9 protein-coding genes are annotated in these 13,226 nt (G+C 49.6%); 7 read left to right on the forward strand and 2 right to left on the reverse strand.

The genetic code is table 11. From position 1 onward, the window contains the following. The first annotated feature begins 9 nt into the window (after window positions 1–9). The 6 genes from pdxA (at window position 10) to A3GI_RS0101670 (ending at window position 9,747) form a co-directional block, all read left to right on the forward strand. Window positions 10–1,125, forward strand: coding sequence for a 4-hydroxythreonine-4-phosphate dehydrogenase PdxA (pdxA, locus tag A3GI_RS0101645; RefSeq protein ID WP_018359738.1), 1,116 nt, complete (start codon window positions 10–12; stop codon window positions 1,123–1,125). A gap of 50 nt (window positions 1,126–1,175) precedes the next feature. Continuing rightward, window positions 1,176–4,445, forward strand: a complete 3,270-nt coding sequence (locus A3GI_RS0101650) for a UvrD-helicase domain-containing protein (protein ID WP_018359739.1) — start codon at window positions 1,176–1,178, stop codon at window positions 4,443–4,445. A gap of 214 nt (window positions 4,446–4,659) precedes the next feature. Then, window positions 4,660–6,201 carry an L-aspartate oxidase gene (gene nadB / locus A3GI_RS0101655; RefSeq protein WP_018359740.1) on the forward strand — a complete coding sequence of 514 codons (1,542 nt, stop codon included), beginning with the start codon at window positions 4,660–4,662 and terminating at the stop codon, window positions 6,199–6,201. Between the two features lie 70 nt (window positions 6,202–6,271). Then, window positions 6,272–7,120: a carboxylating nicotinate-nucleotide diphosphorylase gene (gene nadC / locus A3GI_RS0101660; RefSeq protein WP_018359741.1), complete on the forward strand. Its 849-nt coding sequence runs from the start codon at window positions 6,272–6,274 to the stop codon at window positions 7,118–7,120. Between the two features lie 36 nt (window positions 7,121–7,156). Further along, window positions 7,157–8,083, forward strand: a complete 927-nt coding sequence (nadA, locus tag A3GI_RS0101665; RefSeq protein WP_018359742.1) for a quinolinate synthase NadA — start codon at window positions 7,157–7,159, stop codon at window positions 8,081–8,083. A 134-nt stretch (window positions 8,084–8,217) separates the two neighbouring features. Then, window positions 8,218–9,747, forward strand: a complete 1,530-nt coding sequence (locus A3GI_RS0101670) for a GH3 auxin-responsive promoter family protein (RefSeq protein WP_025079331.1) — start codon at window positions 8,218–8,220, stop codon at window positions 9,745–9,747. A gap of 87 nt (window positions 9,748–9,834) precedes the next feature. Here A3GI_RS0101670 and A3GI_RS0101675 read toward each other — a convergent pair whose 3' ends face one another. Continuing rightward, a complete protein-coding gene (locus A3GI_RS0101675) occupies window positions 9,835–10,410 on the reverse strand; it encodes a DUF2284 domain-containing protein (RefSeq protein WP_025079330.1) in 576 nt (191 codons plus the stop codon). A gap of 157 nt (window positions 10,411–10,567) precedes the next feature. Between A3GI_RS0101675 and A3GI_RS0101680 the strand changes: the two genes are divergently transcribed. Next, complete coding sequence (locus tag A3GI_RS0101680) at window positions 10,568–11,887, forward strand: L-cysteine desulfidase family protein (RefSeq protein WP_018359745.1); 1,320 nt, start codon at window positions 10,568–10,570, stop codon at window positions 11,885–11,887. 352 nt (window positions 11,888–12,239) lie between these two features. Here the strand turns inward: A3GI_RS0101680 and bla are convergent, their stop codons facing one another. Beyond that, window positions 12,240–13,139, reverse strand: a complete 900-nt coding sequence (gene bla / locus A3GI_RS0101685; RefSeq protein ID WP_115087280.1) for a class A beta-lactamase, subclass A2 — start codon at window positions 13,137–13,139, stop codon at window positions 12,240–12,242. Window positions 13,140–13,226: the final 87 nt, after the last annotated feature.

Consider the following 13,226-nt stretch of genomic DNA (forward strand, 5'->3'; position numbering starts at 1 on the left):
TACAATGAAATGGAAAACAGAAAGCTACGCATAGCCATCTCTCAAGGCGACATAAACGGCATCAGCTACGAGATTTTATTCAAGATATTCGAAGAAGAGCTTATGCTCGAATTGTGTACGCCCGTCATCTACGGCTCCACGCGTGTGGAAGCTTTCTGGCGAAAACGCCTGGAGCAGAAACCCGAAGAACATAAAAAATGGGTGCCGGTAAACGATGTGAGCGAAGTGCGCGATGGCAGGGTAAACATCATCAACTGCGGCTGCCGCGAATGGATGGTAGATCCGGGCAAAGCAACGGCAGACAGCGGACAAGCGGCAGCCGAAGCATTGTTTTGCGCTACGCAGGACGTGATGAAAGGTTTGTGCGACGTACTGGTCACGGCGCCTATCAATAAGGCAGCCATGCCGAAAGAAATTTTTCCATACAAAGGACATACCGACTATTTGCAGGAAGCAGCAGCCGAAAAACCGGGAGAATCTCTGATGATACTCTGCTCCGGAAACACCCGTGTAGCTCTTGTCACCACACACCTGCCATTGAACGAAGTAGCCGGTGCAATCACACCCGAACTGATCCTGCAGAAACTCCGGCTTATGGAGCATAGCCTGATCCGTGACTTCGGCATCGTAAAGCCGCAAATAGCCCTGCTCGCACTCAATCCGCATGCCGGAGATAAAGGGCTGATCGGAGAGCAGGAACAAAGGATCATCAAACCGGCAATGGAACAGGCCAAGGCATTGAACATCTTTGTTCACGGTCCTTTTGCTGCAGACGGTTTCTGGGGATCGCCCAACACGCTGGATTCGTTCGACGGTATTCTGGCCATGTACCACGACCAGGGATTGGCTCCGTTCAAAACGCTCTACATGGACCGGGGCGTAAACTTTACTGCCGGATTGAGCATCGTGCGCACATCGCCCGACCACGGTACGGCATACGATATCGCCGGCAAGGGTATTGCATCCGAGGTTTCCATGCGCGAAGCCATCTACACGGCAATAGACATCTACCGCAACCGCAGGACCTACTACGAAGCCAACCGCAATCCGCTGCGCAAACTCTATTTCAACCGTGGCAAGGATGATGAGAAAATCGATCTGACCGCAGAAGACGATAACGACTGATTTCCCGCTCTCGCCACATTCTTCTTTTTTCGTTCTCAAACGCAACTCTCATGCAGCTCAGTGTATATACAGCTTCGGCTGGTGCCGGAAAAACGCACAAATTGACAGGAGAGTTTCTCTTGCTGTCTTTAAGCAGACCCGGAGCTTTCAGGCACATACAGGCCGTAACGTTTACCAACAAGGCCATGGCCGAGATGAAAGAACGTTTCGTGAAGGAGCTGCACACTGTAGCCATAGTACCGGAGGAGTCGGCTTTCACGGACGAACTTTGCGAAAAGCTGAGAATAAGCGTGGAAGAACTGCAGAAAAAAGCAGGCGAAACGTTGTACAATGTTATGAACGACTATGATGCTTTCAGGGTCAAGACGATAGACGCTTTTTTTCAAGAAGTGATCCGCGCCTTTGCCCGCGAGCTGAATATGCCCTCGCATTACAGGCTGGAGATGGATGCTAAAATCATGCTGGATCTTGCAGCCACTCGCCTTTTAGACAGTCTGGACCACAACCCCGATATGGGCAAAGAGCAAAAGAAAGAACTGATCGACTGGCTCAAAGAGATTGCCGAAGAACAAATCGAACAGGGCAGAAACAGCAACATCAAAGCCGGGCTGATACGCATCGGTAAAGAACTCTTCTCCGAACGATTCAAACAAAACTCCGTTAAAATCATTTCGCCCGAAGAATTCAAAGAGCTGAAGCAACGTTGCCACTCATCCATTGCTGTTTTTGAAAAAAAACGGCAGCAGCAGGCCGGGCAGCTCCTTGAGCTGCTGAACGATGCCGGGCGAATACCTCAGGAGCGTGTAAACAAAAATCTGGTAAAAGGATTGGAAAAGCTGCTCCGCAAACCCAAAGAAACGGAGCTGGCGGCAGCCATCCGTAACGTGGCCACGGCAACTCCCGCCCCCGGTGAGTGGAAAGAGCAGGAAAAGGGTATCCTGAAAGCTGCAACGAAAAACTCCGCACAGGCAGACGGCACAGCCATCGACGAAATCCGCTCGCTTATCATCGATCTTTATAATTACACCGAAAAGGAAGGTAAGGACTACGCCTCCGCCCGGGCAATACTCAAAAACCTGAATACATTTGCCCTGATCAGTGCGCTGCAGGAGCAACTCAACCGGATAAGCAGCGAAAACAACGTCAGCCTCATTACCGATGCTACACAGTTCATCAACCGTATCATAGACGGATGCGAAATACCGTTTATCTATGAAAAACTGGGCGCACAGATACACCACCACATGCTGGACGAGTTTCAGGATACCAGCCGATTGCAGTACGACAACTTCAAACCGCTTCTGAAAGAAAGTTTGGACAAACAATACGGCAACCTTATCGTGGGCGATGTCAAGCAGAGCATCTACCGCTTTCGCAATTCGGACAGCAGCTTACTGTCCGGGCAGGTACCTGCAGATTTCAGCCACTATGTAAGAGAGTACAATCTGGATCGCAACTGGCGCAGCGTCCCCGAAATCATACGCTTCAACAACGCCTTCTATAAATCCTTTGCAGAACACCTGGAGCAACTCTTCAACGAGGAGTACGAAACCGCCCTGAAGCTCTTCACCGAAACCTACTCGCAAGTGGAGCAGCAGGTACCGGCATCGCACAAAGAAGAGAGCGGGGCTGTGGTCGTTCATTATCTGCCGGAGGAAACGGACGAAGCGGATGAAATGGAACCGCTCGACGAAGCACCGGTTGCCGATATCGAAGAGATACGCCTGCAGGATCTTTGCGAAACAATATACGACATCACCCGGCGCGGATACGGCCCGTCGGACATTGCTATCCTCGTACGTACCAACCGCGATGCGGAGATCATCGCCGACGCCATATTGAAGTACCGCACACCCGAAGGGGAACGCATACAGGTGGTTTCGGCCGAAGCGCTCAAAGTACGTAATTCCGCATCCGTAAGGCTGATTATAGCAGCACTCTGTTTCATCTCGGGCAACACTTCGGAAACTCCATTAAACACCCTCCGCCTGCAAGAGGCTTACCGTGTTTCCTACGAAACGCTGAAAAGAAATGACCCTCAAACGGCAGTCGGTGCATCGGTCGATACGGAAAAGATAGCAGCCTGCGCAGATCTGAACGTGGCCGAAGCGGCAGAAATGATTATCAACATTTTCGAGCCATTGATTCCGGAAGGGGAATGGCCTTATGTACTCAAGCTGCTGGATCTGATTGCCGGAGCACAGGCCGATTTCTCGGCAGACATAAAAGAGTTTCTCGATTTATGGGAAACGCGTCTCAACAAAGAGACCATCCCCGAATCGGCCGCCGCCCATGCCGTAACCATCATGACCCTGCACAAAAGTAAAGGACTGGGGTTTCCCGTAGTGTTGATGCCATTCCTCGACTTCTCCGTCAGGACGCATGGGAGCAATGACTTCCTCTGGTGCGATATATCGAAATTCGACAACCGTTTCGACTTCGAAATGCCTGTCGAATACAACAAACAACTGCTCGACACCGTATTCAAGCAGTACTATATCGACGAGGTGAGCCACATGCTTTTGGATCAACTGAACGTGCTCTACGTAGGAACGACCCGTGCCAAACGCGAACTGCACCTGTGGATAAAACAGGCAAAGCAGGACAAACAGCGTGTCACCCGCTTCGAGTCGATGATTCAATCGTGTCTGACTTCACTGAATGAGACCGACGAAAGAAATAATCAACTCTTCCTGAGCAAGCAGGTTGTCGATAAAGAAATGCCTCCACTGCCATACCTGCCGACGGAAAAACAGGAAAAAGAAGACAAAAAACCGAACGAAACCATACAGCTTAAGAGTATAGGCAGCAACCCCGTTCGCCAACGCATCGGCGTACTGATGGAAGGGCGCGATTTCTTCAAAGAGGATAACCCTCGCCGTCTGGGACGCATCATGCACTTGATTCTTCAGGAGATCAAGCAGCCGGCCGACATTCCGGAAGCCATCGAAGCTGCTATGGGAAAGGGGCTGATCACATACGACCGGGCCGAAATGCTAAAAAAAGAGCTCTTACAGATGATGGAGAACCCCACCGTAGCCTCCTGGTTCAACGGAAAAGATACGCTACTGCGCGAACAAGCCATTATCGGCCGCGAAATAGAAGGCAGCCGCAGACCCGACCGTATTCTGATTCATCCGGACGGAAGCGCCACAGTCATAGACTACAAATTCGGGGCATATCGCAGTAAGAAACATTTCACGCAAGTACGGGAGTATATGCAGTTACTCGCACAGATGGGCTACAGCCCCATAAAAGGCTTTTTGTGGTACGTGGCATTGGACGAGATTACTCCTGTCAAAATCGACAAACACCCATAAAGACAAATCATCCGGCCCTGCTCGTTTCTACGGCAAGATCTGCCAAACGGATGGATACCGTTTCTTTTGTATATATAAATATGGTGTATGAAGAGGCTTTTCACCCCTTTTGCCATAAGATTATATATAGCTAATCGGACTAACCGGCTCATCAAGCAAAAGTTATTAGTTACCTTTGCCTCATACCATTCTGCAAATCTTATCGAAAGAAGAAATGTATCAATTCGATTATATCGTAGTCGGTGGGGGGCTGGCCGGTTTGTATACCGCACATAGAGCGGCCCTGACGGGTGCCACCGTTGCTATTATTACGAAAGAGGACATAACAGACAGCAATTCATATTATGCACAGGGCGGCATTGCTGCCGTTACAGCTGAAGATGATAAGCCGTCGAACCATTTTGAAGATACCATAGAAGCCGGGCGCGGGCTCTGCGACGAGGAAGCCGTGCGCATACTGACCGAAGAAGCTCCACACCGTATCCGCGAACTTATTGCTTTGGGCATGCACTTCGATGTGGAGGCCGGAGGCGATCTTTCCTTGGGTTTGGAGGGCGGACACCGCCATAAGCGTATTTTGCATGCCGGAGGCGATAGCACAGGGCGTAAGGTAACGGAGTTTATGATTGAAGAGGTCAAGCGGGATAAACGCATCAGACTTTTTACCGAAAGGCAGGCTGTGCACCTGTTGGTAGATGATGAAGGCTGCTATGGCGTGAGTGTGTGGAACTGGTCTAAGGACTGCGAAGAAGTGTACTGCGGCAAGCATATCGTGATGGCTACCGGAGGGTCGGCCGCCATTTACGACCGCACCACCAATCCGAATGTGAGCATAGGAGACGGCATCGCCATTTGCTACCATGCCGGTTGTAAGGTGCGCGATCTGGAGTTTGTGCAGTTTCATCCTACGGCTCTTTATTCGGAAACGGGGCATTCTTTTCTTATCAGCGAAGCTGTGAGGGGCGAAGGCGCCTATCTGCTGAACAGCCGCGGAGAGCGATTTATGCCGGGCGTACATGAATTGGCCGAATTGGCACCGCGCGATGTGGTGGCAAGACAAATTTTTCAGGAGATGCAGCGTTTGGACGATAACTTCGTTTACCTGTCTCTTGCTCATCTCGATAAGGATATCATCCGGCATCGCTTCCCCACCATTACACAGCATTGCAAACAGTTGGGGCTCGATTTTACCGATAAGATTCCCGTTGTTCCTGCTGCCCATTATACTGTGGGCGGTGTGGTTACGGATCTTTACGGCCGGACTACGGTGCCGCATCTGTATGCCGTGGGCGAGTTGGCCAGTACGGGCATCATGGGAGCTAACCGTTTGGCATCGAACTCTTTGATCGAGTGTCTGGTCTTCGGTCACCGTGTGGTAGAGGATGCCCGGGTACAGGTGGGTCACAGCCTTACTTCTTATGCCTACAATGCACATCTGCCCAGACCGCTAAGCAGCGAGCTGTACGAAAAGATCAAGCATGATTTGGCCAAGACCATGATGAATTATGTGGGTATCGTGCGTGATGCACCGGGGCTGGAAAAGGCTTTGCATCAGATCGAGGAGATGAGGCTTCTGCTGGATTTGAGTGCTGCCAGCAACCTTTACTCCCGCTTTGCCGCCCAACTGCTGGATGTGGGCGAATTAGTGACACGCGGAGCCATACAGCGTAAGGAAAGCAGAGGCGGACATTACCGCCGGGACTACCCCGAGCCACGGGAGGAGTACAAAAGACATCTGGAGAATAGACTGAAATAACATGAAAACAATCTTTTTTGAGTATCTTATTATAATGAAAGGGATTGTTTGTAATCGATATATATGAAATATGGTAAATGAAGAAGTATTGATAGAGCGGATGCTGGATATTGCTTTTGATGAAGATATTGCCACGGGAGATATAACCACAAACTCCATTATTGCCCGAAGCGATTCGGCAGTGGCGGAGTTGAAAATGAAGGCCGACGGCATTATCTCCGGTCTGGCCGTAGCTCGGAAAGTTTTCGATCGTTTCCCCGACAAGGTGGAGTGGGAGCAGCTGGTGCAGGACGGCGACAGCGTGCACCGCGGGCAGATTATTCTGCGTATGCGGGGCAGTTATCGCACTTTGCTGCAGGGAGAGCGTCTGGCTCTGAACCTGTTGCAGCGGATGAGCGGCATAGCTACGGAAACAGCCCGCTATGTAGCTGAATTGCGCGGAACGAAGACCCGTATTCTGGATACCCGAAAAACGGCCCCGGGCTTGCGCATATGCGATAAAATGGCGGTACGCCACGGTGGCGGACTCAACCACCGTATGGGGTTGCATGATATGGTGCTTTTGAAGGACAATCATATCAAGGCGGCAGGCAGCATAGCGGCAGCCGTGGAGGCGGTGCGCCGGACGGTGCCCGTATCGGTGAAGGTGGAGGTGGAAACCGCTACGCTGGACGAAGTGCGCGAAGCCGTGGAGCTGGATGTGGATGTGATCATGCTGGACAATATGGATACGCAGACCATGAAAGAGGCGATTGACATCATCGACGGCCGTTGTTATACCGAAGCGTCGGGTAACATGACGCGTGAAAGACTTGCTAAAGTGGCTGCCGTGGGAGTCGATTTCATCAGCGTGGGAGCCCTTACGCACTCCGTAACGGCGCTGGATATCAGTATGAATTTCGTTCTCGACCCGGCTTGATGCACTTCCGGGCAGTCGAAACACTTAAACGAAGAGATGAAAAAAGAAGAAATTATAGCTGAAATTGCACGTTTGAAGAAAGAGAAAAACGTGCTTATTCTGGCGCATTATTATGCTCGTCCCGAGGTACAGGATATTGCCGATTTTATAGGAGATTCCCTGCAGCTTTCGAGACAGGCTGCGGAAACGCAGGCCGATATTATTTTGTTTTGCGGGGTGCACTTTATGGCCGAAACGGCAGCCGTGTTGTCTCCGTACAAAAAAGTACTTGCCCCCACTAAGTATGCAGGTTGCTCTCTGGCCGAAGGGGCCGATGCCGAAGGTTTGCGCCGATGGCACGAGAAAAACCCCACAGGATTAGTGGTGAGTTATGTAAATACCACTGCCGCCGTGAAAGCCGAAACGGACTATTGTGTGACCTCTTCCAATGCGTTGGAAATCGTTAAAAGCCTGCCGGCAGGCGTACCCGTTCTTTTCGGCCCCGACCGTAATCTGGGAGCCTACATAGCCAAAGAAACGGGCAGGGAAATGGAGCTGTGGGATGCTTGCTGTTTTGTGCACGAGCGTATAGACACCGAGTCGATCGAAGCAGCCCTGTATGCCTACCCCGAAGCAGATGTGCTCATTCATCCCGAAAGCAAAGGCGCCAATGATGTGTCGGTAATGAACCATCCGAGATGTTTCATGTACAGTACGGCAGGTATTCTGGCTCATGCGAGCCGCTCGTCGAAGCAGCAGTTCGTGATTGCCACCGAGCCGGAAACGCTCCACCTCCTGAAGAAGCAAAACCCCGGTAAAGAGTTTATTGCCATTCAGCCGGAAAACCGTTGCCATTACATGAAGCAGGCCGGTCTTTGGGAAGTGCTGGAGGCATTACGCGAAGAAAAATACCGGGTGACTGTGCCCGATGAAATCCGCGAACGAGCTCTGATTTCTCTGGAACGTATGTTGAGGTTCGGTTGAAAGTTCTGTCTCTCTCTCATACAAGAAAGTTCTTTTTGTGCGTTATGTTTATAGAATTTGCCGACCCGTAGCATGATAACGCAATAAACAGGGCGGTAGTAGATTGTTGAATGTTTTTCCATCAAGAGCAGAATATGGACTTAAAGACAAAGATTGCTTATAATACTTTCCTCCGTCACAGACTGACCGCCGTCGACCGTTATGCCGAAGATCCACGCACAATACAATTGAAGCAGTTGCGCTACATTCTGGATAATGCGCAGCATACGGATTTCGGCCGGAAGCATCATTTGGAGAGGCGTCTGACTTACCGCCAATTTGCCGAGCGTGTGCCCGTTCAGACCTATGACGATGTCAAGGGCGATGTGGAGCGAATGATCAATGGTGCCGAAGGTGTGCTGATACCGGGCAAATGTATATGGTTTGCCAAGAGCAGCGGCACTACAAATGACAAAAGCAAGTTTATTCCCGTTCCCTATTCTTATCTCTCGCGTAATCACTATCGAGGCGGTTCGGATGCCCTGACGCTTTATTTGAGGAACAGGCCGGACAGTCGTTTTTTCGACACCAAGGGGCTTCTTCTCGGCGGCAGTCATGCTCCCACACCCTTGAATGCCAAAGCTCGTATGGGTGATTTGAGTGCAGTGCTCGTTCAACATATGCCGGTGCTGGGGGATGCCATTCGTGTACCCAAGCGCAGCACTCTGCTGATGAGCGAATGGGTGTCGAAGCTGGAAAAGATTGTCGATGAGGTTATCCCGGCCCGTGTGGGCAGCCTTTCCGGAGTACCGAGCTGGATGCTGGTGCTGATACGTCGTGTTCTGGAAAAGACGGGATGCAATGATCTGAGCGAAGTTTGGCCGGACCTGGAAGTGTTCTTCCACGGAGGCATCAGTTTTCAGCCGTACAGGGAAACGTATCGGGAACTTATTTCCTCTCCGCGCATGAAATACATGGAGACGTACAATGCCTCCGAAGGATTTTTTGCCCTGCAGGACGATCTCTCTATTTCTGCCATGATGCTGATGCTCGACTATGGCGTCTTTTTCGAGTTTCTGCCTCTTGAGGAATTGGATGAAAGCCGTACGCCCGTTTGTGACCCGTCCAAACTGTTGCCTCTCTGGGAAGTCGAGCTGTATAAAAACTACGCCATGGTGATTACGACTTCGGGTGGTCTTTACCGTTACCTGATTGGCGATACGGTTCGTTTTGAAACGGATATGCCTTATCGTATCGTCATAACCGGACGCACCAAAAGTTATATCAATGCTTTTGGCGAGGAGCTGATGGTGGGCAATGCCGACAAGGCGCTGGCTGTCGTTTGCGAGCAGATGGGGGCGAAGGTGAAGGAATACACCGCTGCTCCTTTCTTTTTGCCCGATCAGGCGAAAGGACGTCATGACTGGCTCATCGAGTTCGAGCGGAAACCCAAGGATATGGATTGCTTTGCTCTGGAGTTGGACGGTGCTTTGCAGGCGTTGAATTCGGACTATGAGGCCAAACGGTACAGCAACATGACGCTGCTGCCTCTACGGATTACGCAGGCACCCGAAGGGCTTTTCCACCGCTGGTTGGATGAAAAAGGCAAGCTGGGCGGCCAGCATAAGGTGCCCAGACTGTCAAACAACCGCAAAATTATGGATGAACTGCTGTCGATGATATAATATCGAGGAACAGGTTCGTTTTTTCTCAAATACAGAACAGGCCGGGCTCCGTGAAGGGGATACCGGCCTTCTTTTTATGGAAACGGTTCATTTCGGATAAACGATTCCGCTGACCAGTGTAAAATAGTTGCATAATTCGTCGGGCTTGCACCATAGCATTTCCGTATGCAGCAAATCGGATGCCGTGCGGTTCAGGTCGAAACCCACGGCTTCCAGCGACAGGCGCATGCGACGGGGGAAACGGCAGGCTGCCCCTTTCTTTCGCGAACAGTGCTCTTCCGGGCATACATGACAGCTGCCGGCAAAAAACACCGTGCTGCCGTGCTGCTCTTTCTCACGTTCCAGTAGTGCTTTGTCCAGACGTGCTCGTGCTTCCTTGAACAGCATCTCGCAGGCCTCGCGGACCGATAACTGTTGTGCGATTACAGCTTTTTTCAACTCTTCGGACGGATAGACCAAGTCTACGATAATTTCGATTGTCATATCCTCTGAAAAACCGGCCGTCGGGTCGTAGCCATCGAACGGCGGGCAGGTCCATAGCATTCCGTAGCTGCGGCACTGTTTGCAGTAGCCCAGCATTTGTTGTGTGTTGCGATACTCTTTGCAGTATGTTCCCCACGCAAGGGAGCAGGTGCGTCGCTCGTATTTCTCTATCGGTCTCATTTGCCGGATGGTCTTCGTTTTTTACAAAGATAGTCATCCGGATAATTCCCTTTCCGGGAGAAACGGCTAAAGGCTGTGAACCCCGGATAATTGTGATGAAATAGCGTTAATTGCAGCGGACGGTGTATATTTGCATATTATATAACCTTTTACTCATATGGAAAGACAAACTCAGTTGGATATCATCAAGATGCTTCACCGCGAGGTCATACCCGCCACGGGATGTACCGAACCGGTTGCCGTAGCCCTTACTGTGGCTTATGCTGCTCATGCTTTGGGTTGTGTGCCCGACAGCATCAAACTGGAGTTGAGTGCCAACGTGTTGAAAAACGCCATGGGCGTAGGTATTCCCGGAACGGGCATGATAGGTCTGCCCATTGCCATTGCTTTGGGCGCTGTGATCGCAGCACCCGAGAAAGAATTGAAAGTTTTGGACGGCTTTTCCGACGAGCAATTTGCCGAGGCTCGTAAACTTATGGAAGGTAAATTCATCGATATTGGTTTGAAAGAAGGTGATGTGGATAAGCTTTACATTGAGGCAACGCTTTGCGATACCCAAGGACACGAAGCGAAAGCCATTATCGAACATGCACATACCGCTCTCAAACTGCTGACTTTGGATGGCAAGCCCTGTGAATTGAAAGAGACTCAGGCGGATAGCCGGAGCGAAGAGAGCGGTGTAAGCAGCTTCGACGGCCCCGAAGTGCCGCTTACTTTCAGCATGGTGTATGATTTTGCTACGCAGATGCCTTTGGAGGAGATTCGCTTTATCAGCGAGGCTGCCAGGCTGAACCGCAATGCTGCCGAATACTCTCTCAAAGGCAGTTTCGGCCATGCTGTCGGCCGTATGATTCAAGGTCCGTTGGGACGCAAATATCTTGGAGATACCGTTTTTACTCATTTGTTGACTTATACCAGCGCCGCCTGCGATGCTCGTATGGATGGCGCTCCCGTAACCGTAATGAGCAATTCGGGCAGCGGCAATCAGGGTATTACCGCCACTTTGCCCGTACTGAGTTTTGCCGAAGACGAGGGTGTGAGCGAAGAGAAGAAGGTGCGTGCCCTGCTGTTGAGCAATCTTATGGTTATTTACATCAAACAAAAGTTAGGTCGTCTTTCCGCTCTTTGCGGTTGTGTGGTGGCGGCTACGGGAAGTGCTGCCGGCATCACGTATTTGATGGGCGGGAGTAAGGAACAAATAGGTTTTGCCATTAAGAATATGGTGGGCAACCTGACCGGTATGATTTGCGACGGGGCAAAACCCAGTTGCAGCCTTAAGGTTTCCAGCGGTGTCAGTTCGGCTATGCTTTCTTCTCTTTTGGCTATGGAGCAGAAAGTGGTTACCAGCAACGAAGGTGTGGTAGACGATGATATAGACCGCAGTATAGACAATCTGACGAGCATCGGGCGCGATGCCATGAGCGAGACGGACAGGCACGTGCTGCATATCATGACCCATAAGAATAAAGACAAATAACACTCGAACCTTTATTCCGGAACATAAAAAACAAATACCTGCCGTTATGTAAAGAGTTTATACGCTCTTCACATAACGGCAGGAAAGGGTAGAATATGTGCTTGCTTGAACTTGCTAACAAACAGGATTTAAGACAGATTAAATCCTGATATAGAATAATAATCGTTTCTATTTTCTATGTTTTGAAAGGAACTTTTAAGAAAAGGGAAATTACAATCATTGCAGTTCGAATGCGAAACAAGCGGTGTTGCTTTTAGAGGAGATCTTTTTTTTCGTACTTTTAAGATACCATAATTATGACCGTTTGAAGTGTCGTTGTCATAACTCGGTTAATACTTCCTTTCCCGTAGTGTTATTTTGTGTAGTATTCCCAAACTTTCCTGGCAATATCCGAAATAATCTTTTCGTTTGTTTTAATATCTTCGGCGGAGTTAGAGACCAGAATACTGATAAAGACAGGATCTCCTGTTGGTAAAATTATTATGCCGATATCATGAGTGGCTGCGATTATATTTCTTTCATTTATTCCCGATGTTCCCGTTTTATGCGCCACCCTTGTTCCTTCTGGCAGTTGTCCTTTCAGTCTGTTGCCTCCTGTTGAAGTATCGACCATTACCTTCCACAAGAAGTCGAAAGATTTTTGTGAAAGAATGCTTTTGTTTCCAACACCATAAAACATCGTTAACAGTTTAGTTAAAGAAACCGGGGTTGCCCGGTTTCGGAACTGAAGATCGGGTGTCTCGTGCATCTCTTTTTCACTTGCTTTTATTGAAATGTCGGTAAGTTCATACTTGGACAGAAACTTTTCGACAGCGGTTGTTCCCCCAATAAGTTGCAGTAATATATCACAGCCGTTGTTGTCGCTTTCGGATACGGTATACCTGATAACTTCCGAAAGCGGCATAGTCGTTCCTTTGGGGTATTTATTCCTGATAGGACTCCATGTGTCCGGTAGTAAATCCGTGGAAGAAATTCTGATTTCCTGCTCTAAACGGAGAGCTCCTTTATCGACTTCCGATAGAACCGTTAATGCGATGGGCAACTTAAAAACACTTTGCATCGGGTAATGGAGATTTTCATTTATGCCTATTGTATCTTTACGGTTATTTGCAATAATCGATACCCCGACAGTAGCGTTTTTGTCCTTTATCAGGCGGTTGATCTCTGATTTCAAACGGTCAATTTGTGCATGGGAAATTACACAGTTAAAGATAACCAAGGCTATCGTAAAAATTCTTTTTTTCATTTTAATGTCTGCTTTCCCTCCTTATTTTATTCAATGATACTTTTATACTCAATTGGATATAGGGAATGATACAAAAGTGAAATTACGAAATCT

It is taken from the genome of Porphyromonas macacae DSM 20710 = JCM 13914, assembly GCF_000379945.1.
Classification (GTDB): Bacteria; Bacteroidota; Bacteroidia; order Bacteroidales; family Porphyromonadaceae; genus Porphyromonas; species Porphyromonas macacae.